The following is a 24986-nucleotide window of genomic DNA, read 5'->3' on the forward strand; positions in this document are numbered from 1 at the left end:
GCCAGAATCAGGATCACGCCGAGCGGCGAGATTTTTCGTGCAGCTGCCTTGGTCGCGGCACCCGCCGGCTGGGGATGCAGCGCGGGCGAAGCGTCCGCCTGCACGCCCTCGACGTGGGTCTCGTCGTGATGCGGCAGCTCGCCGGTCCAGAAATAGAACCAGGCGACCTGGAGGAAGCGGAAGCACATCAGGCCGGAGCCGAGCGGGATCGCCAGATAGACGATCCACATCGGCGCTTCCAGATCGTTCGACTGCTGCCCGGTGTGGAACATTTCGCCGACGAAGGAGGCGCCGAAGGCCGCGATCATGCCGGTGAAGATCGCGCCGCAGAGCAGCGCGAACAGGATCACGTGCTTGCGGGACTGTTCGGGGAGACGGTTGACGAGCAGGTCGACGCCGACATGGATGCCGGTGCGCACGCCGTAGGCCGCGCCGAACTTCGCCATCCAGATGAACATGTAGATGCAGAGTTCCTGCGCCCAGGACAGGTCGAGCTCGGACAGGAAGGTGAACAGGCCCTGCGCCATGGCGGCGAGCCAGGTGAGCCCGTGCGAGGCGGCCCATCTGGAGAGAGCGATCGACTCGCCAGCGCCATAGCGATGCAGCACCGCGATGAAGATCAGGCCGGTTGCAGCCGCAATGAGCGTCGCGATCAGCCACTCTTCGAGATGATTGAGCGCACGGTTGAGCACGCGAAGCAAATCAAGTCCCCCCTATCAGACCGAAACGGCCGGGAGTGCGTTCACTCCCGACCGTTCTTGTTGTTGTTCTACGCCAGGCTGCGTCAGTTCATCTTGACGTCGAGTTCCTTGGCGACGAGATCGAGCACCTCCTGCCCGACCCGGCCCTTGGCCCATTTATACGTCGGCTGCATCGCCTCCTGCCACGCCTTGCGGTCGGCATCGGAGAGATAATGCAGCGTGGTCTTGCCCGACTTCTTGATCTCCGCGAGCGCGTCCTCGTTCTCCTGGCGCGCGATCGAGTTGGTGTAGTCGGTCGCCTCCACCATCGCCTTCTCGAGCTGGGTGCGGATATCCGGCGGCAGGCCGGCCCAGAATTTCGAGTTGACGATCACGGCGTATTGCAGATGCGCGTGATAGGACACGGTGATGTCCTTCTGCACCTCGTAGAACTTCTGCGTCAGATAGTTCGAGGCCGTATTCTCGCAGCCATCGACGACGCCGGTCTGCAACGCCTGATAGACTTCGGAGAACGCCATGATCTGCGGGATCGAGCCGACGAGGCGGAAATACTGGTCGGCGATTTTCGAGCCGGAGATACGGAACTTCAGCCCCTGGAAATCCGCGGGCTTCATCAGCGGACGGTTGGAGGACACCATGTGGAAGCCGTTGTCCCAATAGGCGAGCCCGGTGATGCCCTTGGCCTCGAGCTTCTGGAACAGCCACTTGCCGACTGTGCCCTTCATGGCGGCGGCGTAGGTCTCGTCGTCCTTGAACAGCCAGGGAAGATCGAGCGCCTCGAACTCCTTCACCCCGAGCGGCGCGAATTTCGCGGTCGAGGGCGCGAGCATCTGCACGGAACCGAGCTGGAGCGCCTCGATCTCCTCCTTGTCCTTGTAGAGTGAGGAGTTCGGATAGACCTCGATCTTGACCTTTCCGTCGGTGTATTTCTCGGCGAGCTCCTTGAACTTGAGCGCACCCTTGCCCTTGGGCGTATCGTTGGCGACGACGTGGCTGAACTTGATGACGATCGGGCTCTGGGCCTGCACCGCGGCAGGCGCCAATACAAGCGCGGCCGCAGCGGCCGCAAGCAGCAGTTTGCGCATTAAGTACCTCCCAACAACCTCTAAAGCCGGTTCTTTTTTGTTTTCCGACTTCAGTAGTGGCAGCAAACCACCAGGCGAACAACTAGACCTAAGCCCAATCTGCCGCAGCCAAATCGCCTTGACGGCTCTTGTATACGCAAGTTTGCGCCCGCTCCAGCCCTGGCGGGCGAGCGCTTATGTCGCATCCGTGAGGGAAGTTAACCCTTGCGCTGGGCGACGATGAACAGCCGGCGGAACGGAAACAACGTCTGCCCTGCCGCATTCTTCGGGTAAGCCTTTGCGACGCGCATCCCATAGGCGGCCTCGAAGGCGGCCTTCTCCTCGCCCTGCAAGACGTCGAGATAGCGCGTCAGCCAAGTGCCCTTGGTCCACTCCTTCACGGGATTGTCGCCTTCCAGGACCTGGAGATATTCGGTCTCCCAGATGTCGATGTTCTGCGACAGGGGCGCAAGAAGGTCGTGATAGAACACAGGCCCCTCGACCGGCGGCGGTGTGACGAGATGCTCGACCTTGGCCCGCCACGGTCCGTCCAGCGCGGTCTCGCCAATCAGGACGTGTGAGGGTGCGGTAAAATTGCGCGGCATCTGCACCGCAAGCATGCCGCCGGGCGTGACCTTTTCCATCACCGAGGGAAACAGTGCCGCATGATTGGGCAGCCAGTGCAGTGCGGCATTGGAATAGATCAGGTCATATTGCCTGGCCGGGCGCCAATGGCCGAGATCCTCATGCGACCATTCCACCTCCGGCGCAGCCTTGCGGCCTGCGGCAACCATCTCGGCCGAACCCTCGACGCCGGTGACGGCAGCATTCGGCCAGCGTTCCTTGATGAGCTTTGTGACGTTGCCCGCGCCGGCACCGAGATCGGCAATATCGGAGACGGCAAAATCCGGGATGCGCATCAAGAGATCGACCGCGGGCCGGAGCCTGTGGCCGGAGAATTTCAGATATTGCTGCGGATCCCACACCATGTTCGCGAACCTGTTTTTCGTGTTTCCTTCGCCTTGGCTCTTCGTTACCACTGCTCGTCCCGGTCGGGCAAATCGCCCCGGGACAGGGGTTGGAAACGAATCCTAAGCACAACAAAAGCAAACAAGAGAGCGTGTGACCATGGACCTCGGGCTCAAGTCGAAAACCGCAGTCGTCACCGGAGCGAGCATCGGCATCGGCCGCGCTATCGCCAAGGGCTTGGCAAATGAAGGCGTGCGCGTGGTGGCGGTGGCGCGGCGCAAGGATCTGCTCGACCAGCTCGTGCAGGAGACAGGCGCCGGACTGATTACGCCATTCGAGCAGGACGTCATGGCGAACGACGCCTCCGAGCGGCTGGCCGCCTTTGCGCTGAAGGAGCTCGGCCAGGTCGACATCCTCGTCAACAATGCCGGCGGCAGCCGTCCGCTGCCGGTCGATGCGCCCGACAGCAAATGGGACGAGGCGATCGAACTGAACTTCAACAGCTACCGCCGCATCGCGCATGCGCTCTTGCCGCAGATGATGGAGCGCAATTGGGGCCGCATCATCAACATCACCGGCAAGTCCGAGCCGGAGGGGCTCAACGCCGCTTTCGCCGCCAAGGCCGCCGTGCACGCCTGGGCCAAGGGCCTGTCGCGCGAGATCGGCAAGCACGGCATCACCGTCAACTGCATCCCGCCCGGCCGCATCATGAGCGAGCAGATCCGCCGCAACTATGCGCCCGATTATCGCGAACGCTTTGCCGAGGAAGAGATCCCGGTCGGCTATTGGGGCGAGCCAGAGGACCTTGCGGCCCTCGCCGTGTTTCTGGCGTCACCCGTGGCGCGCTACATCACGGGCACGGTGATCCCGGTGGACGGCGGCCTGCGGCGGTATCAGTTCTGATCGCTGAGCGCGCACCTGCCGCTGCGGAAACGGTGAGCTCTCCCGCAAAAATCGAAAAACAACCCCATGCAAAGTAGAAGCGGCGTGGCCGGAGACTTGTTGCCCCCTCTGCGCCACATTTGACACGTCGGGCAAACCGGCAATCTGCGATCATTGCACTATCTTGGAGTGAGCAGCGGTCGCAGTCGCTTTCGCGGATGTTGCGACGGTGTCAACGCGGAAGGTTCGCGGAGCCCGGGTCGAAGCGGATGTTGTAACGATGCAGCTTCGCATAGACGGTGCTTTTGGCGAGACCGAGTGCGGACGCGGTCGCCGTCACGTTGCCGCTACACGACCGCAGCGTACGCGATATCAAGTCACGTTCGGCTGACTCGGCCAGCGACAGACCCGGCTCGCGCGCATCTTCCGTCCGTCGGATGGCGTCAGGCAGATCCGACGGCTCGATCGGATCCCCGCTACTGGTCAGCATCAGACTCTCGATCAGGTTGCGCAGTTCGCGGACGTTGCCGGGCCAGTCGTAGCGACGCAGGCACGCGAGCACCTCCGGCGCAAACCGGCGATCGGCAAGGCCGTAGCGCGATTTTGCCTGCGCGACGAAATGTTCGACCAGCAGCGGAATGTCACCGCAGCGCTCCCGCAGCGGCGGTATGACGACGGGCACGACGGCCAGCCGGTAGTACAGATCCTTGCGGAAACGCTGTGCGTCCACCTCGGCTTGCAGATCGCGGTTGGTCGCGGCGACGAGGCGAAAGTCCACCTTGCGCGCCACTGTGTCGCCGACCCTGCTGATCTCGCCATTCTCCAGAGCCCGCAGCAACATGGGCTGGAGATCGAGCGGCAATTCGCCGATTTCGTCGAGGAAAAGGGTGCCGCGGGACGCGGCCTCGATCTTTCCAGTCATCCCGCCGCGCCGCGCGCCAGTGAACGCACCGTCGACATAGCCGAAGAGTTCGCTCGCCAGCAGCTCGCGCGAGATGGAGCCACAGTTCACGACAACCAGTGGGCCGCTTCGGCGTGGGGACGCAGAATGAATGGCTTGAGCGAAAACCTCCTTGCCGACACCGGTCTCACCAAGCAGCAGGACAGGAGCCGCGGTCGTGCCGACACGACGGCATTTTTCGACGACGGCGTGCATTTTTGAGTCCGTAAAGATGATGTTGGTGAAGGCCCTGGCATCACCTTGGGCGGGCGGCAAAACGGTCCTGCTCGAAACCGCCGGCTTCGGCGCCACCATGACAGTTCCCAGATGTTCGCCCTGATACGCCACCGGTCTCAACCATTCCTCCCTGATCCAGGCTGGGCGCGTATTGCTCCAGGACCGATCGTCGCGGCGCCCAAGGAGCGGAAAATTCGACTGGCTGTGCGGCGCGCCGAGGTCGCGCAAGATCTGCCCCATTTCGCCGTTCGCCTTGAAGGGTCGTCCCGCACTATCGAACAGCACGGCGTGATGGCGGTCCGAAGGAGGCAGCATCCAGAAGCATTGGTCGAGAAGCCGGTAACGGGCGTCCAGCTCCATCTGGAGCAACTGGGCCTCGATGCGCGCAGCCGCCGAGATCGCCAATGCGAGTGCTTGTCGTCCGTAGGAATCGGATAGCCCCGAAATATCGATGGCTCCGATCACGGCGCCATCGATGGGATCGCGGATGACGGAGGCCGAGCAGGTCCAGCGCTGGATCCCTGAGCAGAAATGTTCGGTGGCATGCACCTGAATGGCCTGACCGGTTTCCAGCGCCGTGCCGATTGCGTTGGTGCCGCAGGTCGCTTCGCTCCAATTGCTGCCGGGCAACAGGTGAGTCTTCTCCACCGCATTGCGCAAGGCGATCCTGGTGTCGCCCTCCAGACGCAACACGATGCCATCGACATCGGTCAGCACCATCACCGTGCCGGTTTCGAGCATGTAGTCGCGCGCCAGTGCCATCGTCGACGCGCCGGCATGGACCAGGCGGGTGCGATTGTCGAGCAGGCGCCGCAGCCGCTCCTCATTCATCGGCAGTGGAGCCTGGCTGCGTCGGTAATCCACGGCCGACTTCTGGCTCCGCCGCCAGGAATCGTTGATCGCGGGCCGAACCACCTGCCCGCCAGCGCCGGTCCCGGACAGGAAATGCTCCCAGCTCGTCAGGACGTCGCGCTCAATACCTGGATTCGCAAAAGCTTCCTCTGGCGTCTGCCCCAACACGCTTCCTCCTTTGACGCGCTGAGTGGTCCAAGAGTCTTCTTGTCTTGGTGAGTCTTGTTGTTTTGTCGGACCCGGGATTTTGTCGGCTGATTTTGAAACCATTCCGTGCCAACGCGCAACTGATATGGGGATCGCGGCGCAACTTTGGCGCGCCTCCGACCGCACTGCAAAAGTGAAGCCGGAGGCGCACCGATTATTGTGGATTCCGGATCATGCTCAGGCTGCCTTGCGCCGGTGCAGGGTGTCATAGAAGGCCGTCTCGAAGCGCATATATCCGGTGAACGACGCCGGGTCGCCAAACGGCAGGATCTGGGTCGCCCAATAGCCGCCGAAGCCATTCTGCCGGTCGATCCAGTAGAACAGGTTCGCAAGCCCGGCCCAGCCGAGCGCGCCTGCCGGGCGGCCCGTCGGGGCCTCCTCGTCATTGACCATGAAGGTGAACGACCAGGATTTCGACTGGCCCGGGAAGAACTCGGCATCGTTGGAGAGCGACTTGATCACCCCCGGTAGCGCCGTGACCTTGAGATCGCCGAGATGGTTCTTTTCCGCCATCGTCACGGTCTCCGCCTTGAGCACCCGGCCGTGCGGGCCGTTCCCGTCGTTCAACCACATCCGGATGAAGCGCATGTAGTCGCCGACCGTGCTGTAGAGGCCGTGCCCGCCCATATGGACCTCAGGGCTCGCCGGCAATTCGAAGTCCATCGACGTGAGCGAGCCGTCAGCGTTACGAGCGTGCACACCGGCGAGCTTGCCGCGCACGGCATCGTTGATCTCGAACGTCGTGTTCGCCATTCCGAGCGGCTTGAAGATGCGTTCGGCGAAGACCTCGCCGAGCCGCTTGCCGGTAACGCCCTCGACCACCTGCCCGACCCAATCGATGTTCGTTCCGTATTCCCATTTCGAGCCGGGATCGAACAGAAGCGGCGTCATCAGCGAGGCCTTCGACGAGGTGATCACGCTCGGCTGCCCGTGGTCGGTCGCCAGGCGCAGATAGTTCTCATTGAAGAAGTCGTAACCGAAGCCGCCGACATGCAGCAGCAGCATGCGCGTGGTGACCTCGCGCTTGGGTGCGCGGAGCATGGGCTGGCCCTTGGCGTCGAAGCCGTCGATCACCTGCAGTTTGCCGATGTCAGGCGCATATTTCTTGGCGGGGGCATCGAGGTCGAGCTGGCCCTCTTCGATCAATTGAAGAGCCGCGGTGCCGGTGATCGCCTTGGTGGTCGAGAAGATGGCGAAACTCGAGTCCGTCGTCATCGCTTCCGGCTTGTCGGTGCGACGTTTGCCGGCGGCGCCTTCGTAGATATTGCCGTTGCGATCCGTCACCATGGCGACGACGCCCGGGACACCCGGCCCGCTCGTGACCGTCTCATTGAGGATTGCGTCGGCGTCTACTGCGAATTCCTTGCACATGTATTCCTCCAGTTTGTGTTTTATAAGATGCGAGAAAGGAGGGCCGCGCTCGCGGGGAGCGCTCGCGCGACCTTGCGTCGATCACTGCTTGGCAAAGCCGGGATAGGCCGAGGAGGCAACTTCATCGCACTTCTGGCGATAAGTCCCGACGCCGCCGATATAGGAGAGCAGACGGCGCGGCTTGCCCTCGACATTCGAGCCCATGTACCAGGAGTGCGTCTTGGTCACGAGGGTGGTGTTCGCGATCTCATCGTGATGCGCGACCCAGGCGTCCTGCGTCTCCTTCGTCGGCTCGATGACGCTCAAATGGTTCATTTTGAGATAGGCGATGCAATCGCTGATCCACTCGACCTGCTGCTGAAGACACGTCGTCATGTTGCAGAGCGCCGTCGAGGGTGCCAGCGGCGCGCCGGTCGTGAACATGTTGGGATAGCCGTGGACCTGAAGCCCCATCGTGGTCCTGATGTCGCGGCTCCACTCGTCCTTGAGCGAGCGGCCGTCGCGGCCACGGATGTCGATGCGCGTCAATGCGCCGGAGCCGGCGTCGAAGCCGGTCGCGAGGATGATCACATCCAGCTCATACGACGTTCCATCGGTGAGCTCGATACCCTCTGGCGTGATCCGCTTGATCGGGTTGTTCTTGACGCTGACGAGCTCGACATTCGCCTGGTGAAAAGCCTCCAGATAGTTGGTCTCGAGCGGGACCCGATGCGTGCCGAAGCCGTAATCGGTCGGGATCAGTGTCTCGCAGAGCTTGGGGTCCTTCAGGCGCGCGCGCATCTTCTTGCGGACGAACTCTGAGATCTCCTCGCTGACGTCCTCCTCGAAGAACATCTCGACAAATGAGGCGAGCCACAGCCGCAGCGAGCCTTCATCCCAGATCTTCTCCAGAACGGCGTGACGCTGGTCCGCCGTGAGATCCTTCCAAGCGCCGTTGGTGAAGTCGTATTCGAAGCCGGTGAAGGAGTGCGGGAGGACCTTGCGGAATTCCTCGAACCGCGACTTGTAGGCCTCGACCTCCTTCGGCCCGTATTTCGGGTTCTTCATCGGAATGATGTATTGCGGCGTGCGCACGAACGCCTTCAGGCTGCCGACCTCGCCGGCGATGGTCTGGATCACCTGAATGCCGGTAGCGCCATTGCCGACCACGGCGACGCGCTTGCCGGCGAGATCGAGCTTCTGCTTCGGATAGCGGCTGGTGTGGACGAGGACCCCCTTGAACGTCTCCTGACCGGGAAAAACCGACGTCAGCGGCGCGGACAGCATGCCGCAGCAGGTGATCAGGAACTGCGCGTCGATGACATCGCCCTTGTCGGTTGTGATCGTCCATCGCTGCGTCGCCTCGTTGAAGGCCGCGCTCGTGATCGTCGTCGAGAACCGGATGTCCTTGCGCAGATCGAGCTTGTCGGCGACGTAATTGAGCCACCTTTCGATCTCGGGCTGACCGGGGAAACGCTCGCTCCAGCTCCAGCCTTTGTACAGCTCCTCCGAAAAGAGATACTGGTAGATATAGGCTTCGGAGTCGAAACGTGCTCCCGGATAGCGATTCCAGTACCAGGTGCCACCGACGCCGGTGGCCGTATCGACGGCCTTGACCTTCAGGCCCTGCTCGTCGCGCAGCTTGTAGAGCTGGTAGAGGCCGGCAACTCCCGTGCCGATCACCACGGCGTCCAGGCTTTCGTGCCTGCCCGCGCCATTGCTCTTGGACTCACTCATGCATTCCTCCCAATGTCAGACTTGTTCTGCTCCCCGCGGCAAAGCGCGGGAGACGCAAAGGGGGAAACGCAGATTGCGTGCCAATCCGGATTTCTAGATTTAAGCGCCTGCAGTCATTGAAGTGTTGGTCGCGGAAGCCAATTGCTGGTCCGTTCGAAATTCAAACGGAATGTATGCGGCCAGACCGAATTTCGATCGCAGGCCCAAGAACCGGAACGCTAAGAAAGTGGCCCGCTACATCACAGGCACGGCGATCCCGGTAGATGGCAGCTTGCTGCCGTACCCTAGGGCGCGGGTTCTTAGGAGCGGCAGCGTCAGCTCGTTCTCATGGAGCGGTTGAGGGCCAAGAACAGCCTCTCCCGCTGGGTCCTTTTGATCAAAGCGGCCGTGTTTGAGAGTAAGTTGCTATTTCTACGAGAACTCGCGTATGCACTACCTGTAGGATCGTAGTGTGGAGAAATTCAAATGGCGATGGAGCTAAGGGGCGCACAAGGCGAGGGATTTGCGACGATTGCCGCTGATGGACGCGTGTTAGATTCCTGGTTTCTTCGGCTACGCCTGGTTGAGGAGGTCGACAAGTCGGCAACGGTACGGCTGACGAGCGACGAGATCAACAGATCGTTGGGTGAGTCGGCAGACGGATATGCGCGACACGACGACATCCGCAATGTCGACATCGTTTCCATTCATACAAAAGTTGACTCCCTTGCATCTGCGCCGACTGATGTGCACGACGCATATCTTCGACTCCATCTACTGAGCCACCGGCTCGTCCAGCCTAATTGCCTGAACCTTGACGGAATTTTCAGTCTGTTACCTAACGTTGCCTGGACGACGCTCGGTCCCTGTGAATGCTCTCGTGTACCGGAGGCGCGAATCCTCGCGCGAAAGCGTGCTCTCGCGTTTGAGGTGACAGGCCTGGATAAGTTTCCGCGCATGACTGATTATGTGACGCCTGCGGACGTGAGAATTGCAGATGCGGATCGCGTAAGGCTCGGAGCCTATTTGGCTCCGGGCACAACCGTCATGCATGAAGGCTTTTGCAATTTTAATGCGGGTACGCTCGGTCCCTGCATGGTCGAAGGCCGGATAACCGCCGGTGTGGTTGTGGGTAGCGGCAGCGACGTTGGTGGCGGAGCGTCGATCATGGGCACTCTGTCCGGAGGAGGGAAAGAGAGGATTACAGTTGGTGAGCGCTGCCTGATCGGAGCCAACGCCGGTATCGGCATTTCATTGGGTGACGATTGTATCGTCGAAGCGGGCTGTTATGTCACGGCAGGCGCGCGCATCCTTTTGGAAGATGGCCGGGTACTGAAAGCCAAGGAACTCTCGGGCCAGAAGGGCCTGCTTTTTCGTCGTAATTCCCAGAGCGGCGCTCTTGAGGCAACCAGACGTACACCAAATTGGGACGGCCTCAACTCGCAACTTCACAGCTAGGCAGTTCAATCGAATGCGAGCGCTTATTGCCGCGGCCTGCGCACGTAGAGCGAGAGAAACCGGTCGATCATCGGATTGATCTGTTCCGGCACTTCCAGCGACAAGAAATGCCCGGAGCCGACGGCCTTGGCCGTAACCAGTTGCGGGCATAATGCCGCAAAGCGATCCAGATCTGCGAGCCGATGAGCCGCTTCGATATACAGCACTGGGACCCGGCAGGCCTGGGCGCACGCGCCCGCCCGATGCAGATCCCAGGGGAATAGACTTGTAAACGTCGAGACCATCACGTGCTGCGGTGTCGCGAGAAAGGTCTGTTCAACACGGGCGCGGCAAGCGTCCGTCGGCAGACAGGACTCCGCCACTATTTTTCGCACCTCGTCCGCAAAGCTCGGCCCCCTCAGGCCTTCCAAATAACCGGTGAACACTGCTCCTGCTGAGCCAGGAAAGAACACCCCGGAGTCGAGCAGCACCAGGCCTGCAGGAAAGTCCGGATAGCGCGCGGCGATTTCCAGTGCCATGTTGCCACCCATGCTTTGACCTACGATGACCGGCTTCGTGATCTGCTGCTGGGTGCATAGCCAGACGAGATCCTCGGCGAAGCCTTCGATCGAATAGGCCTGTTGCGGCTTGTCGCTCTCACCATGGCCCCGTAGTTCGGCATTCAAAGCCCGGCCGTGACGAGTGAAATACTCCATCTGAGGGGCAAAATGCGTGCGATCCCCGCCAAGCCCATGCACGAACAGGAACTCAGGCGTTCCGACCCCGGCGATGTCGAAAGACAGTTGGATGCCGTCACGCGCGATCTTCATGGGCTATCTCCATTCTTGCCGACACCCATCGGCGATTGATGCGGTGCCTCGATTCCGTACCGTGCAAGCTGGCGGTGCTCGGTAGCAGTTCTATCACACGCGAGAACAGCTATGTCGCCCAAGAGGGCGCGCTTCTACGTCCGGTCTACCCCGATCACAGCAGCCATTTCGAAGCCCGACCCAACTTCGATATCGAGCCACCAACGCATGCCTATTGCCGATCGATTACTTCCCGACCCAGCGCCAGCGCGGCGGTTCGCCTTTCCACCAGCAGACGCCGACAAGCGCAAGGCCCAGAACAACGACATAGACGACGAATATGACTGGCGACTGGCGAGTTGGAAGCACCACGGCGCCTCCGATCAGCAGGACGATGAAGACGGCGAAGACGGTCCAGCCTTGCCAGGTGATGGGAAAGCCCCAGCCCCATCCGTAACGCTTAGTCGGGAACCAATAACGGACTTCATCCTGCATGGGCCCGCTCCAAATCGAAATTCGGTCTGACCGCGATATAGGCGCAGGTCCAAAGTTTTGGAGGGGTACCGGGAGACGCCCGCGCGCTCGGCGCGCTGCCTCGCCCCGCTCTTGCGGGGGTGCGACCAGCTTCGCTCGCGCTGGAGGCGAAGGGGTGGCTCACTCTGACTGCAAAATTTCCGCGATGGCGGCGCCGGTCGCGATCGTGCCGAGTTGGCCGCCGACGTCGCGCGTGGCCCGCCCCCGCGCGATCGCCTTCGCCACCGCGTCCTCGATCGCGTGGCCCGCCTCTTCATAGCGTGCGGCCCCCGTCTTGTCCCCGTGCCAGGCCAGCAGCAGCGCGGTCGACAGGATCAGCGACACCGGATTGGCGACGTCCTGCCCGGCGATGTCGGGCGCCGAGCCGTGCGCGGCCTGCGCCATGGCGTGGCGGGCGCCGACATTGAGGGAGCCGCCGAGGCCGAGGCTGCCGGACAATTCCGCGGTGAGATCGGACAGGATATCGCCAAACATATTGGTAGCGACGATGACGTCGAAGCGCTCCGGGCTGCGCACGACATGCGCCATCATGGCATCAACCAGGATGTCGTCGACCTCAAGCCCACGATAGCCCCTCGCCGCCTCGCGGCAGATGTCCAGAAACATGCCGTCGCCGATCTTGAGCACATTGGCCTTGTGCACGATGGTGAGATGCCTGCGCCGCTTCATCGCCAGCCGGCAGGCCGCATGCGCAATGCGCTCGCAGCACAAGCGCGTGATCCGGCGTAGTGAGATCACGACATCAGGCGTGACCAGCAGCTCGCCATTGCCTTCTTCCATGTTGCGGTCGGCATAAAAACCCTCGGTGTTCTCGCGCACCACGACGAGATCGAAATCGCCGAGTCGGCCGGGCCGTCCAGCATAGGTACGCGCCGGGCGGATGTTGGCGTAGAGGTCGAGGTTCTTGCGGAAATAGCGCGACGGATTGATCTCGCCACGCGCCTCGTCCTTGAAATCGAAGGTCGCGGTCGGGCCGAGGATCAGGCCGTCTGCGGCGCGCACAGTGTCGAGGAGCTCGCCCCGCACCGTCGTGCCGAATTGCTTCAGGCTGGCGTGACCGACGGCATGCTCCTCGAGCCGCACATTGAGCTCGAAGCGTTCGGATGCGACGCGCAGCACGCCCGTGGTCGCGGCCGTGATCTCCGGCCCGATGCCATCACCTGGCAGCACCACAATTTGCATGGGTCATACCTCTCAAGCCGGCTCGGTCCGATCATACGCCATCGCGCGCGATCACCGCCCGATCTTCGTGCATACCCGCATGCAAGCATATGCCTGTGGCAGGCGGCGCGGCTGTAGTACATCCCGAAAAGCAACACTCAACCCACGCTTTGCGGAGACGGCGCAGGCAATGACAATGACGTTACCTGCGCTCGCGAAAGAGCCCGAACGCCCCCTCGCCGACGGCCTGCCCACGATGCGCCGGCGCTGGGCGATCGCCGCGATTTTCACCGCACTCGCGATGGCCTCGCTCGATACCGCGATCGCCAATATCGCGCTGCCTGCGATTGCGGCCGATCTCCATGTCAGCCCCGAGCAGGTGGTCTGGGTGGTCAACGTCTACCAGATCGCGCTGGTCGCCACGCTGTTGCCGCTGGGAGCACTCGGCGAGATCGTTGGGCATCAGCGCATCTATCTTGGCGGCCTTCTTCTGTTCACGATCGCCTCGCTGCTATGTGCGGTGGCCTGGTCGCTGCCGAGCCTGCTCGTGGCGCGCACGCTGCAGGGCCTCGGCGCGAGCGGCATCATGAGCGTCAACACGGCCCTGGTGCGCTTCGTCTATCCCGGGCGGATGCAGGGCCGCGGCTTCGGCCACAACGCGCTGGTGGTCGCGACCGCCTTCACCTTGGGGCCGTCGATTGCGTCCGCGATCCTCGCCCTCGGGCCGTGGCCCTGGCTGTTCGCGGTGAACATTCCTTTTGGCCTCGTCGCCATGGGCATCGGCTTTGCGATGCTGCCGAAGACGCCGCGCGCCGATCACGGCTTTGATTTCACCGGTGCCGTGCTGGCCGCGATCTGCCTCGGCCTGTTCATCACCGGCATCGGCAGCGCGGCTCATAATCTCTCCCCGCGCCTCGTCGCGGTCGAGCTGGTCGCAGCACTCGTGATCGGCTTCATCCTGACGCGCAGGCATGCAGATCATCCCGCACCGATGCTGCCGATCGACCTGTTCAGCCGCCCCATGTTCGCGCTGTCGGCGGCGACCGCGGTCTGCTCGTTCGCGGTGCAGGGCCTCGCCTTCGTCTCGCTGCCGTTCTATTTCGAGGACGTGCTCGGACGCTCCCAGGTCGAGACCGGCTTCTTCATGACGCCGTGGCCGCTGGTCGTCGGCATCATGGCGCCGATCGCGGGACGCCTCTCAGACCGCCACGCGGTCGGACTGCTTGGCGGCATCGGGCTCGTGCTGCTCGGCATCGGCATGGCGCTTTTGGCGACGCTCCCGGCCAATCCGTACATCCCCGACATCATCTGGCGCATGGTGATCTGCGGCATGGGTTTTGGGTTCTTCCAGGCGCCGAACATGAAGGCGGTGATGGGAAGCGCACCGCCACATCGCAGCGGCAGCGCAAGCGGCATCGTCGCCACCGCGCGGCTGACCGGACAGACGACCGGCGCAGCGCTCGCCGCGCTCTGCTTTGCCCTCGCGGGACATGACGGCGCCACCGTCGCACTGGCGCTCGGCGCCGGTTTCGCCGCGCTCGGCAGCGTGATGAGCTTCCTCAGGCTGGCGGTGAAGTAGAAAGTGACGCGGACGCGACTGCCGCCGGGATCGGCATCTTCTCGTTCAAAGAAGCCAGACGCTCATCAATGGCGTCGATGACCCGGCGCGAGAACGGTCCGAGATGCGCGTAGGCCGCGATCATCGCGACCGCGATGCGGGCCGAGGATGTGTCGCGCTTGGCGCAGCTGAGAAAGGTTTTCCAGAGCGGACCGTGCGCTTCGGGAATGCTCGACGTCACGCGATGCACGGTTTCCAGCGCACGCACCTTGTTGCGAATGTCGCCCTCGGGAAGCTCCGGACGCTGCCGTGAGCGGTCGAGCATCGTCATCAACCGGTCGACACGGCTCGCATAGGCGGCCGGGTCGTAGATCCTCTCCAGGATTTGCCTGTAGTCCATCAGGATGTCGCGCAGCGGACGCACCGGATCGAAATTGATTCCGGCGGTGCACTGGTCGCCGCCGTTCATGGTCGCCGCCGAATCGTGGTTCGGACGCAACCGGCCTTCGCGGGCGAGACGTCGCGTCAGCTGCGTATTGGGCAGGGCAAAGAGCAGGCCGACCATGCAGACCGGAATCGCCGCCTCCTCGATGAAGTCGATCATGGCATCGGCCATCGAGACCTTCTCGCTGTCGAAGCCCACGATGAAGCCGGCGGTGACGAGCATTCCGGCGCTGTAGATCCTGTGAATGCTCTCGGCGATGTTGCGCCGCGTGTTCTGCTTCTTGCGCATTGCGACCAGCGTCGCCGGATCCGGACTTTCGATGCCGACGAAGATACCGAAGAAGTTAGCAGCCGCCATCAGGTTGAGGAGCTCCGGATCGTCGGCGAGGTTGACCGAGGCTTCAGTCGAGAATTCGAAGGGATAGTCGTGCGCGCGCTGCCATGCGGCGAGCTCGGGCAGGAACAGCTTGAGCGACTTCTTGTTGCCGATGAAATTATCGTCGACAAAATCGAGATGGCCGCGGTAGCCCATCCGGTACAGCGTCTCGAGCTCGGTGAACATCTGCGGCGTCGTCTTGGTACGCGGCACGCGTCCGTAGAGCTCGATGATGTCGCAGAACTCGCAGGTGAAGGGGCAGCCGCGGGAATACTGCACACCGAGATAGAGATAGTCCTCGAATTTCAGGAGGTCGAAACGCGGCACCGGCGTCCTGGTGACGTCGGCCTGGAATTTCGGCGCCGTGAAGACGCCTGAGCGGGCACCGCCCTGCCAGGCCGCGACGAACTCGTCGATGATGCTCTCGGCCTCGCCCAGCACCTGAAAGTCGGCTCGCGCATAGAGATGGGGGCTCGATGTCGGATCGGGGCCACCGACAACCACCGGCTTGGCCTTGGCGCGGCAAAGCTCGATCAGCCGCAGCGCATCGGTCTGTTGTGGCAGCATCCCGCCGGTGAAGACGACATCCGCCCAGTCAAGGTCGTCATCGCCAAGCGGCGTCGTGTTGCAGTCGATGAGGCGTATCGTCCAGCTCTCGGGCAACATCGCCGCGACGGTGATCAGCCCCAAGGGCGCCGCGGGGCGCCGGACGCCCATCAATTTGCAGGACTCGCCAAAACTCCAGAACGACTCCGCCGTGAACAGCGGATAGAGCATGAGCACGTTGCAAGGCCGCGGCACGTTCATGGAACCCCCCAAAGGCTTCGTACCGAGTGTATCAAAGCGCGCCCGTCTTGCATCCCTACAAGCGGGACGAGCGGTCACTTTCTGTTCCAGTGAGAGTCAAACGCCGGAATTGTCGTCAGCTGGGCGTCGTGACAGGCCGCTTTGCCGACGTTCGAAGCGACGGCTCACCGGTACCTGTCCTCGCGGAACTCACCCGCGACCAAAGTCTATTGCTGCAGTGCCTGTTCATTGGGAACCGGGCGACGGCCCAAGCTTTTGTTCGGATGTCCTCACGCGCAGGAGGTGCGTCATGAGCAAGTGGCAAGAGCGCGAAACGGTCCCCGATATCTACAACCTGTTTCTCGCCGCCGTGTTGTTCTTATCGCCGTGGCTGTTCAGGCTGACGAACGAGCAGGGCAAGGTCGATCTCTGGATCACCGGCATCATCATCGGCCTGGTCTCGCTGGCGGCCGTCATCACCTATCGGGATTGGGAGGAATGGCTCAACGTCCTGATGGGAGCCTGGCTCATCGTTTCGCCCTGGCTGTTGGGATTCCCGCATACGCGGGCCATGCACATCAGCATCGGTATAGGCGTGGTCGTCGTGCTTCTGGCCTTCCTCGATCTCTTCCTTCACTACGAGAAGAGGCACCCGGAGGAATTTGCTTCGCCGGGCGGACAGGAAGGACCTCACCCCTAGAGTGCGACGCAGCAGCGCGACGCGGACCTGGATGCCGGGGACGTCATGAGCTGCACGCGCCTTTCCACTGCGCATGCCGCATGGCAGCTTGCTCGGCTGCAACACCGCGCAAGCGGCAATCTTCCTGCGATCCAGCAAAATTCTTGGGCCCCAACCCCAGATTGTTGATTTGAAACGGTTCCGTTTGCCGGACAAATTGCGCGCCTTGAGCCTCATCGGTGGATGGGCCAATCAGGGGACTTGCGATGGCAAACCTTACGATCAACGGAAAATCGATCACTGTCGACGTCGAGCCGGATACACCGCTGCTCTGGGCGATTCGCGAAAACGTCGGCCTCACCGGCACCAAATATGGTTGCGGCATCGCGCAATGCGGCGCCTGCACGGTTCACATCGACGGAGTCGCCACCCGCTCCTGCGGCGTCGCGGTCAGCGAGGCCGTGGGCAAGCAGATCACCACGATCGAGGGGCTGGCGAATGGCGCTACGCTGCACAAGGTACAGCAGGCCTGGATCGCCCATGACGTCCCGCAATGCGGCTATTGCCAGAGCGGCATGATCATGGCTGTCGCGGCGCTGCTCAAGGAGAAGCCGAAACCGACCGACGCCGATATCGACGAGGCCATCACCAATATCTGCCGCTGCGGCACCTTCCAGCAGGTGCGCGAAGCGATCCACACGATCGCGAACGCTTGAGGAGGCGGCCATGAACAAGCACGTTTCACCCGCCATGAATCGCCGCGCCTTCGTCATCGGCACCGCCGCGGTCGGCGCCGGCCTCGCGCTCGGTCTCGACATTCCCTTCGGCGGTCCGGCCGTGGTCCGCGCCGCTGACGGCTCACCCGAGGTGAACGCCTGGGTCGTGGTGCGGCCCGACGACACCGTGGTGATCCGCATCGCCCGCTCCGAGATGGGCCAGGGTACCCTGACCGGCCTTGCGCAGCTCGTCGCCGAGGAGCTGGAATGCGACTGGTCGAAGGTCACGACCGAATTCCCCTCGCCCGGACAGAACGTCGCCCGCAAGCGCGTCTGGGGCGAATACTCGACTGGCGGCAGCCGCGGCATCCGCACCTCGCACGACTATGTGCGCAAGGGCGGCGCCACGGCACGCATGATGCTGATCCAGGCCGCCGCCAATGAATGGAAGGTGCCGGCCTCCGAATGCACCGTCGCGAGCAGCGTCATCACCCATACGCCGTCGGGCAAGACGACGACCTATGGCAAGGTTGCCGAGGCCGCCGCAAAGCTGCCACCGCCGACCGACATCAAGCTGAAGGATCCCAAGGACTGGAAGCTCATCGGCAAGGGCGTCAAGCGCCTCGACACGTCCGACAAGGTCACCGGCACCACTGTCTACGGCATCGACGTCAAGCTGCCCGGCATGCTCAACGCCGCGATCAAGGACTGTCCCGTCACCGGCGGCAAGCTGAAGAGCTACGACGAGGCCAAGATCGCCGGCATGAAAGGCGTAAAGAAAGTCGTGCGAGTCGGCGACAGCGCGGTCGCCGTCGTCGCCGATACGTTCTGGCACGCCAAGACCGCGCTCGATGCGCTGCCGATCGTCTGGGATGAAGGCGAGAACGCAAAGGTCTCGAGCGAGTCGATCGCGAAATGGCTGGCTGAGGGTCTCGAAAGCGGCCCGGCCTACGTCGGGAATTCGAATGGCGACGCGAAAGCCACGCTGGCGGGGGCCGCCAAGAAGATCGAGGCGGTCTACAACTATCCCTACCAGAACCACGCCACGATGGAGCCGATGAACGCCACCGCGCTCTATACCGGCGATAAGTGCGAGGTCTGGTGCGGCACGCAGAATGGCGAGGCCGCGCTCGCCGCCACGCTGGAGGCCTCAGGTCTTCCGGCAGAGAAATGCGACGTCAACAAGCTGATGCTCGGCGGCGGGTTCGGCCGGCGCGGCCAGACCGATTACGTTCGACAGGCCGTCCTCATCGCCAAGCAGATGCCGGGCACGCCGGTCAAGCTGCTCTGGACGCGCGAAGAGGACATGACGCATGGCCGCTACCATCCGATCACGCAATGCAAGATGACGGGCGGCTTCGACGCCGACAACAATCTGACCGCGTTGCACATACGGATCTCCGGCCAGTCGATCCTGTTCAGCCTGCGCCCGGAGGCGATGGTCAACGGCATGGATCCGGCGACCTTCGCCGGCCTCAACCCCAAGGGCGACGCGCCGTTCGGTTATTCGGTCCCCAATCTCCTGATCGAACACTCGATGCGCAATCCGCACATCATCCCGGGCTTCTGGCGCGGCGTGAACGTCAACCACAACGCCATCTACGTCGAATGCTTCATGGACGAGCTGGCGCACGCCGTGAACCAGGATCCGCTGGAGTTTCGGCGCAAGCTGATGAAGGACCGTCCGAAGCATCTAGCGGTGCTTGAGGCCGTGGCCGAGAAGATCGGCTGGGGCAAGCCGCCACCGCAAGGCATCTACCGCGGCCTTGCGCACTTCGCCTCCTATGGCAGCTATGTCGCGGCGGCCGCGGAAATCTCGGTGACCGACGGCACCAAGATCAAGGTGCATCGCATCGTGGCCTCGACCGATCCCGGCTATGCCGTCAACCCGGCACAGATCGAGCGCCAGATCGCCGGCTCCTTCGTCTACGGGCTGACCGGACTGTTCTACGGCGGCTGCACCGTCAAGGACGGCGCGATCGTCGAGACCAACTTCGACACCTACGATTCCATGCGTATCGCAGCGATGCCGAAGGTCGAATCGATCGTGATGCCGAGTGGCGGCTTCTGGGGCGGCGTCGGCGAACCCACGATCGCCGTTGCAGGACCAGCCGTGCTCAACGCCTATTTCGCAGCGACCGGCAAGCGCATTCGCTCGGTGCCGCTGCGCGACCAGAACATCACCTTCGCTTGAGAGGGTGCGGCCGCGGCGGCCCAAGGGCCGCCGCAGCATTATCCGGATGATGCTCATGACCACGCGCTCCGTGACACGGCGGAAAGCCGTCCTCGGCATCGCGGCCGCATCGCTGGCCGTCCCTGCGATTGCGCGCGCGCAAGGCGGGGCGCGCGTTGTCGTGGTCGGCGGCGGCTTTGGCGGGGCGGGCTGCGCGCGTGCGCTGAAACGGAACGGTGCGGATCTGCAGATCACGCTGGTCGAACCGAACAGGACCTTCACCGCCTGCCCGTTCAGCAACGAGGTGATCGCAGGCCTGCGCGAGATCGAGGCGCAGCAGTTCGGCTATGAGAAGATCGCTGCTGATGGCGTAACCGTCATCGCGCAGGCCGCGACCGCGGTCGATCCGCAAGCGCGGCGTGTCACGCTGGCCGATGGCTCATCGCTTCCCTACGACCGCCTCGTTCTCTCGCCCGGCGTCGACTTCCATTTCGAGGCGCTGCCCGGCTATGACGAAGCCGCAAGCCAGAAGATGCCGCACGCATGGAAGGCCGGCGAGCAAACCATGCTGCTGCGCAGGCAGTTGGAGGCGATGGAGGATGGCGGCCTCGTCGCAATCGCGGTGCCGGCCAATCCCTCGCGCTGCCCGCCTGCTCCTTACGAGCGCGCCAGCCTGATCGCGCATTATTTCAAGACGAAGAAGCCGCGCTCAAAGGTACTGATCCTGGACGCCAAGGATAATTTCACGCAACAAAGACTGTTCGAGAAAGCGTGGACGGAGCTTTACGGCGGCCTGATCGAGCGCGTATCCCTGTCGCAGGGCGGCCGCGTGACCTCCGTCGATCCCGCGAGCAACACCGTCATTACCGAGTTCGGCAATTACACGGCGCAAGTCGCCAACGTTATTCCGCCGCAGCGCGCCGGGCGCATTGCGGCGGTTGCCGGGGTGGCGGATACCACCGGCTGGTGCCCGATCGATCCCATGACCTTCGAATCAAGATTTGTGCCGAACATCCACGTCATCGGCGATGCCTGCCTCGGCGGTGGCATTCCGAAATCGGCCTCGGCTGCGAGCGCGCAAGGCCGGGCCTGCGCGGATGCGATCGTCAACCTCATCGCGGGCCGAACGCCACAGACACCACGGCTGACCGGCGTCTGCTACAACACCGTCGCGCCCGCCTACGGCTTTTCGCTCGCCGGCAACTATCAGCCCAAGGGCGACATCTTCGCCGAGGTCGAGGGCGGCGCCACCAGCCCGCTCGACGCCCCGCCGGAACGACGCGCTCGCGAGGCTGCGGACGCCGAGCGCTGGTTTAAAACCCTCACGGCGGCGACCTTTGGCTAGGCCGATGAATCATATCGCCGTGCTGATCGCGGCAAGTTTCGCGCTTTCCGCAGGCGCACGTGCGCAGGCGCTGGTGCCCTACGACATCGTCGGCGACGGCATCCCGGAGTCGCTCACCGGGGCGCCGGGCGATGCGGCGCGCGGGCGGGCGTTGGTGCTCGATCGCAGCGCGACCTGCATCCTCTGCCATTCCGGGCCGTTTCCGGAAACGCGGTTCCAGGGCGATCTCGCACCCGATCTCACCGGTGCGGGGAACCGCTGGTCGGCAAGTCAGTTGCGACTGCGATTGGTGGACGCATCGCGCTTTAACCCGCAGACCATCATGCCGTCCTACTTTCGCACTGACGGGCTCGTTCGCGTCGGCCGCAACCTTGCCGGCAAGCCGATCCTCAACGCGGGCCAGATCGAGGACATCGTGGCCTATCTTGCAACGCTCCGGGACTAGGACGATCGATGCGAAGCACACGTCGACAATTCTTGCGTCTCACCGTCGCGGCCGGGACGATCCCCATCGTCACGATCCGTCCGCTCGAGGCGACCCCCGCGATGCTGAACACGGCGATCCGCAACGTCATCGGAGAGGCACAACTGCACACCGGCAAGGTCAGGCTCGACATTCCGCCGCTAGTCGAGAACGGCAACACCGTGCCGATGACGGTCAGCGTCGCGAGCCCGATGACGGCGACCGACTATGTCAAGAGCATCCACGTCTTCAACGAGAAGAACCCACAGCCGAATATCGGCAATTTCCATCTCGGCCCGTGGGCCGGGCGCGCGCAGGTCTCGACCCGCATCCGGCTCGCCGACAGCCAGAAGGTTGTCGCGATCGCGCGCCTGTCCGACGACTCCTTCTGGCAAGTCGCAGCCGACGTCGTCGTGACACTTGCCGCCTGCACTGAGGAGGTGAACTGATGGCCTCTGCCCTGATCAACGTTCCCCCGAAAGCGAAGCGCGGCGAAGTCATCGAGATCAGGACGCTGACCTCGCATATCATGGAGAGCGGCTTTCGCCGCATGGCAGCTGGCGATCTCGTGCCGCGCGACATCATCACGAACTTTACCTGCCGCTACAACGGCACCGAGATCTTTCGCGCCGACCTCTTTCCGGCGATCGCAGCGAATCCGTATCTGTCTTTCTTCACGGTCGCGAAGGAAAGCGGCAAGTTCGAGTTCGAATGGATCGGCGACAACGGCTTCGTGTCGACGGCCTCGGCGTCGATCACGGTCGAATGAGTTTTGCGCGCACGATCATCGCGGCGATGCTGCTGCTCGTCGCCGCACCTGCCCTGCTCGCCGGCGAAATCCCGCTTGAACAGCGCCGCTCGGGTTATTCCTTCATGGGACCCGACACGCGCGCGATGCAGGACGACGATACGTCCAATCCGGGCATGCTGTTCGTGCTGGACGGTGAAACATTGTGGAAGACGAAAGGCGGCATTGCCGGCAAGTCGTGCGCCGATTGCCACGGCGATGCGCGCGAGACCATGAAAGGCGTCGCCGCGCGTTATCCCGCCTTCGACAAGACGCTCGGCCGCCCCGTCACGCTGGACCAGCGCATCAATCTCTGCCGCGCCAGACATCAGCAGGCAACGGCGTTGCCTTACGAGAGCCGCGACCTCCTCGCGCTCGATGCCTTCGTCGCGCACCAGTCGCGCGGCGTCGCGATCACGGCCGGCGACGATCCCGAACTCAAGCCGTTCGTCGAGCAGGGTCGCGCGCTGTTCATGCAGCGCGAGGGCCAGCTCAACCTTGCATGTGCCAATTGCCATGACGACAACTACGACAAGCATCTGGCGGGCGCGCCGGTCACGCAGGGGCAGCCGACCGGCTATCCGCTCTATCGCCTGGAATGGCAAACACTGGGATCGCTGGAGCGGCGATTGCGAAGCTGCATGACGGGGGTCCGCGCACAAGCCTATGACTATGGTGCGCCCGAGCTGGTCGCGCTCGAGCTCTATCTGATGGCGCGGGCGCGCGGCATGCCCATGGAGAGCCCGGCCGTGCGGCCTTAATCCGCAGAGGAATATTAGGACTAGGCAGGCGCGGCACGGACGCTAGTATCCCCTCCCAAGAAACGAGTCACAGGGAGGACAGACGTGGCTGACCATCGTATTTCGCGCCGCACGCTTTTGCAGGGGACCGCTGCGGCTGGCGCGCTCAGCCTGACCGGATTTCCGGCGCACGCCGAGGTCAATTGGAAGAAATATGCCGGGACAAAGCTGGAGGTGATCCTCGCCAAGGGTCCGCGCGGCGACAATCTGCAAAAGAACATCAAGGAGTTCACCGATCTCACCGGCATCCAGGTGGAGTCGGAGCAGATTCCCGAGCAGCAGCAGCGTCAGAAGTGCGTCATCGAGCTCACTTCGGGCCGGCCGAGCTTCGACGTCGTCCATCTCAGCTATCACGTGCAGAAGCGTCAGTTCGAAAAGGCCGGCTGGCTCGCCGACATGACGCCGTTCATGAAGGATCCGACGCTGACTGCGCCCGATCTCGTCGAGAACGATTTTTCGGCCGCAGGCCTGCAATACGCCAAGAACGACAAGGGCCAGATGCTCTCGCTGCCCTGGTCGGTCGACTATTTCATCCTTTACTACAACAAGGAGCTGTTCCAGAAGAAGGGCGTCGCGCTGCCCAAGACGCTGGACGAGATGGTCGCGGCCGCCGAAAAGCTCACCGATGCCAAGGAAGGCACCTATGGCTTCGTCGGGCGCGGCCTGCGCAACGCCAACATGACCTTGTGGACCAACTTCTTCCTCGACTATGGCGGCGAATTCCTCGATGCCAAGGGCAACATCCTGACTGACGGTCCCGAAGCCATCGCGGCGACGAAGCTCTACCAGACGCTGTTGACGAAGGTCGCTCCGCCCGGCGTCGCCGGCTTCAACTGGATGGAGTCGATGGCCTCGTTCACGCAAGGACGATCCGCGATGTGGATCGACGGCGTCGGCTGGGCGCCGCCGCTGGAGGATCCGGCGGCCTCGCGCGTGGTCGGCAAAGTCGGCTACACCGTCGTGCCTGCAGGGCCGAAGGGACAGTATTCGGCGACCTACGGCGACGGCCTCGGCATCGCCGCCGCGAGCAAGAACAAGGAAGCGGCCTATCTGCTCTGCCAGTGGGCGGTCTCCAAGGCGCAAGGCGCGCGGCTGTTGCAGGCCGGAGGCGGCGTGCCGTTCCGCAACTCGATCCTGAACGATCCCGAGGTGCAGAAGGGTGTGAAGATGCCAGCGGAGTGGCTGCAATCGGTGATCGATTCTGCCAAGATCAGCAAGCTCGGCCTGCCGGTGGTGATCCCGGTTGCCGAATTCCGTGACATCGTCGGCGCGGCGATCACCGCAACCCTTTCCGGGGCCGATCCGGCGACCGAGTTGAAGAAGGCCAACGATCAGTACCGGCCGATCCTGGAGCGTAGCGAAAAGGCGTGAGTGCGTTGACACAAGCAACTCCGGCCGCGGCAAAATCTGGTGCCGCGCCGGAGAAGGAGTTGCGGCCCCCCTCCTACTGGCCGTTCGTGGTGCCGGCGCTGGTCGTCGTGCTCGCCATCATTATCTTCCCGTGGGTCTTCACGATCTGGATGAGCCTGAACGAGTGGAAGGTCGGCTCGCCGACCACCTTCGTCGGGTCTTCCAACTATCTGCGGCTGACAACCGATCCGCGCTTCCTCGAGGCGGTAGGCCACACCATCGTCTACACCGTGCTGTCAGTGGTGCTGCCGCTGATCCTCGGCACGCTCGCAGCCGTAGTGTTTCACCAGAAATTTCCCGGCCGCGGCTTCCTGCGCGGCATCTTCATCATGCCGATGATGGCAACGCCCGTGGCGATCGCGCTGGTCTGGACCATGATGTTCCATCCGCAACTCGGCGTGCTCAATTACCTGCTGTCACTGGTCGGGATTCCGCCGCAGCTGTGGGTGTTTCATCCTGCAACCGTGATCCCCTCGCTGGTGCTGGTCGAGACCTGGCAGTGGACGCCGCTCGTCATGCTGATCGTGCTCGGCGGCCTGGCTGCGATCCCGACCGAGCCTTACGAAAGCGCGCAGATCGACGGTGCCAAT

At 63.0% G+C, this 24986-nt stretch carries 22 protein-coding genes and 1 pseudogene; 13 read left to right on the forward strand and 10 right to left on the reverse strand.

Going from position 1 to position 24986, the window contains the following annotated elements:
- Positions 1 to 173: 173 nt before the first annotated feature.
- The 3 genes and pseudogenes from SO156_RS31450 to SO156_RS31460 all read right to left on the reverse strand — a co-directional run.
- Positions 174 to 527, reverse strand: a pseudogene (locus SO156_RS31450) (TRAP transporter small permease); the annotation flags it as partial.
- A 257-nt stretch (positions 528 to 784) separates the two neighbouring features.
- Positions 785 to 1786, reverse strand: a complete 1002-nt coding sequence (locus SO156_RS31455; RefSeq protein WP_498537474.1) for a DctP family TRAP transporter solute-binding subunit — start codon at positions 1784 to 1786, stop codon at positions 785 to 787.
- A gap of 197 nt (positions 1787 to 1983) precedes the next feature.
- Positions 1984 to 2754 (reverse strand): methyltransferase domain-containing protein, encoded by a 771-nt coding sequence (locus tag SO156_RS31460; RefSeq protein WP_498537475.1) that lies wholly within the window; start codon positions 2752 to 2754, stop codon positions 1984 to 1986.
- A gap of 139 nt (positions 2755 to 2893) precedes the next feature.
- Here SO156_RS31460 and SO156_RS31465 point away from each other — a divergent pair, with 139 nt between their 5' ends.
- Entirely contained in the window at positions 2894 to 3637 is a 744-nt protein-coding gene (locus tag SO156_RS31465; protein WP_458151668.1) for an SDR family NAD(P)-dependent oxidoreductase, read from the forward strand.
- A 211-nt stretch (positions 3638 to 3848) separates the two neighbouring features.
- Here SO156_RS31465 and SO156_RS31470 read toward each other — a convergent pair whose 3' ends face one another.
- From SO156_RS31470 to SO156_RS31480, 3 genes are all read right to left on the reverse strand, one after another.
- Positions 3849 to 5813 carry a sigma-54-dependent Fis family transcriptional regulator gene (locus tag SO156_RS31470; RefSeq protein ID WP_498537476.1) on the reverse strand — a complete coding sequence of 655 codons (1965 nt, stop codon included), beginning with the start codon at positions 5811 to 5813 and terminating at the stop codon, positions 3849 to 3851.
- A gap of 216 nt (positions 5814 to 6029) precedes the next feature.
- Positions 6030 to 7223 (reverse strand): methyl acetate hydrolase AcmB, encoded by a 1194-nt coding sequence (acmB, locus tag SO156_RS31475; RefSeq protein WP_498537477.1) that lies wholly within the window; start codon positions 7221 to 7223, stop codon positions 6030 to 6032.
- A gap of 81 nt (positions 7224 to 7304) precedes the next feature.
- Positions 7305 to 8939: a flavin-containing monooxygenase gene (locus SO156_RS31480; RefSeq protein ID WP_498537478.1), complete on the reverse strand. Its 1635-nt coding sequence runs from the start codon at positions 8937 to 8939 to the stop codon at positions 7305 to 7307.
- A gap of 465 nt (positions 8940 to 9404) precedes the next feature.
- On the opposite strand from SO156_RS31480, the gene dapD reads away from it, so the two are divergent.
- Positions 9405 to 10376 (forward strand): 2,3,4,5-tetrahydropyridine-2,6-dicarboxylate N-succinyltransferase, encoded by a 972-nt coding sequence (gene dapD / locus SO156_RS31485; RefSeq protein WP_498537479.1) that lies wholly within the window; start codon positions 9405 to 9407, stop codon positions 10374 to 10376.
- A gap of 23 nt (positions 10377 to 10399) precedes the next feature.
- Here dapD and SO156_RS31490 read toward each other — a convergent pair whose 3' ends face one another.
- The 3 genes from SO156_RS31490 to SO156_RS31500 all read right to left on the reverse strand — a co-directional run bounded on the left by SO156_RS31490 (position 10400) and on the right by SO156_RS31500 (position 12880).
- Positions 10400 to 11185 carry an alpha/beta fold hydrolase gene (locus SO156_RS31490; RefSeq protein ID WP_498537480.1) on the reverse strand — a complete coding sequence of 262 codons (786 nt, stop codon included), beginning with the start codon at positions 11183 to 11185 and terminating at the stop codon, positions 10400 to 10402.
- 225 nt (positions 11186 to 11410) lie between these two features.
- Positions 11411 to 11659, reverse strand: a complete 249-nt coding sequence (locus SO156_RS31495) for a hypothetical protein (RefSeq protein WP_498537481.1) — start codon at positions 11657 to 11659, stop codon at positions 11411 to 11413.
- Between the two features lie 159 nt (positions 11660 to 11818).
- The gene (locus SO156_RS31500; protein WP_498537482.1) at positions 11819 to 12880 is read right to left on the reverse strand and encodes an isocitrate/isopropylmalate dehydrogenase family protein; all 1062 of its coding nucleotides are present in this window, start codon (positions 12878 to 12880) and stop codon (positions 11819 to 11821) included.
- 169 nt (positions 12881 to 13049) lie between these two features.
- On the opposite strand from SO156_RS31500, the gene SO156_RS31505 reads away from it, so the two are divergent.
- On the forward strand, positions 13050 to 14438 hold the full coding sequence (locus SO156_RS31505; protein WP_458143579.1) for an MFS transporter: 1389 nt from the start codon (positions 13050 to 13052) through the stop codon (positions 14436 to 14438).
- On the opposite strand, the gene SO156_RS31510 is transcribed toward SO156_RS31505, so the two are convergent.
- Positions 14419 to 16044, reverse strand: coding sequence for a B12-binding domain-containing radical SAM protein (locus tag SO156_RS31510; protein WP_458143580.1), 1626 nt, complete (start codon positions 16042 to 16044; stop codon positions 14419 to 14421). The genes SO156_RS31505 and SO156_RS31510 overlap by 20 nt on opposite strands.
- A 289-nt stretch (positions 16045 to 16333) precedes the next feature.
- On the opposite strand from SO156_RS31510, the gene SO156_RS31515 reads away from it, so the two are divergent.
- The 10 genes from SO156_RS31515 to SO156_RS31560 all read left to right on the forward strand — a co-directional run.
- Positions 16334 to 16723: an SPW repeat protein gene (locus tag SO156_RS31515; RefSeq protein WP_458143581.1), complete on the forward strand. Its 390-nt coding sequence runs from the start codon at positions 16334 to 16336 to the stop codon at positions 16721 to 16723.
- A gap of 245 nt (positions 16724 to 16968) precedes the next feature.
- Complete coding sequence (locus SO156_RS31520) at positions 16969 to 17418, forward strand: (2Fe-2S)-binding protein (protein ID WP_458143582.1); 450 nt, start codon at positions 16969 to 16971, stop codon at positions 17416 to 17418.
- A 10-nt stretch (positions 17419 to 17428) separates the two neighbouring features.
- Positions 17429 to 19612 (forward strand): xanthine dehydrogenase family protein molybdopterin-binding subunit, encoded by a 2184-nt coding sequence (locus SO156_RS31525; RefSeq protein WP_498537483.1) that lies wholly within the window; start codon positions 17429 to 17431, stop codon positions 19610 to 19612.
- Between the two features lie 46 nt (positions 19613 to 19658).
- Complete coding sequence (locus SO156_RS31530; protein ID WP_498537484.1) at positions 19659 to 20936, forward strand: FCSD flavin-binding domain-containing protein; 1278 nt, start codon at positions 19659 to 19661, stop codon at positions 20934 to 20936.
- Between the two features lie 4 nt (positions 20937 to 20940).
- Positions 20941 to 21381, forward strand: coding sequence for a sulfur oxidation c-type cytochrome SoxX (gene soxX, locus SO156_RS31535; RefSeq protein WP_498537485.1), 441 nt, complete (start codon positions 20941 to 20943; stop codon positions 21379 to 21381).
- A gap of 8 nt (positions 21382 to 21389) precedes the next feature.
- Complete coding sequence (locus tag SO156_RS31540) at positions 21390 to 21848, forward strand: SoxY-related AACIE arm protein (protein ID WP_458143586.1); 459 nt, start codon at positions 21390 to 21392, stop codon at positions 21846 to 21848.
- On the forward strand, positions 21848 to 22168 hold the full coding sequence (gene soxZ, locus SO156_RS31545; protein WP_458143587.1) for a thiosulfate oxidation carrier complex protein SoxZ: 321 nt from the start codon (positions 21848 to 21850) through the stop codon (positions 22166 to 22168). The genes SO156_RS31540 and soxZ overlap by 1 nt, the downstream gene beginning before the upstream one ends.
- Positions 22165 to 22947 (forward strand): sulfur oxidation c-type cytochrome SoxA, encoded by a 783-nt coding sequence (gene soxA, locus SO156_RS31550; protein WP_498537488.1) that lies wholly within the window; start codon positions 22165 to 22167, stop codon positions 22945 to 22947. Before soxZ ends, soxA begins: the two co-directional genes overlap by 4 nt.
- A gap of 84 nt (positions 22948 to 23031) precedes the next feature.
- On the forward strand, positions 23032 to 24357 hold the full coding sequence (locus SO156_RS31555) for an ABC transporter substrate-binding protein (protein ID WP_458143588.1): 1326 nt from the start codon (positions 23032 to 23034) through the stop codon (positions 24355 to 24357).
- A partial coding sequence (locus tag SO156_RS31560; protein WP_498537486.1) for a carbohydrate ABC transporter permease occupies positions 24354 to 24986 on the forward strand: 633 nt, incomplete at its 3' end. The genes SO156_RS31555 and SO156_RS31560, both read left to right, overlap by 4 nt.

The sequence above is a fragment of the Bradyrhizobium sp. UFLA05-125 genome, from assembly GCF_059803515.1.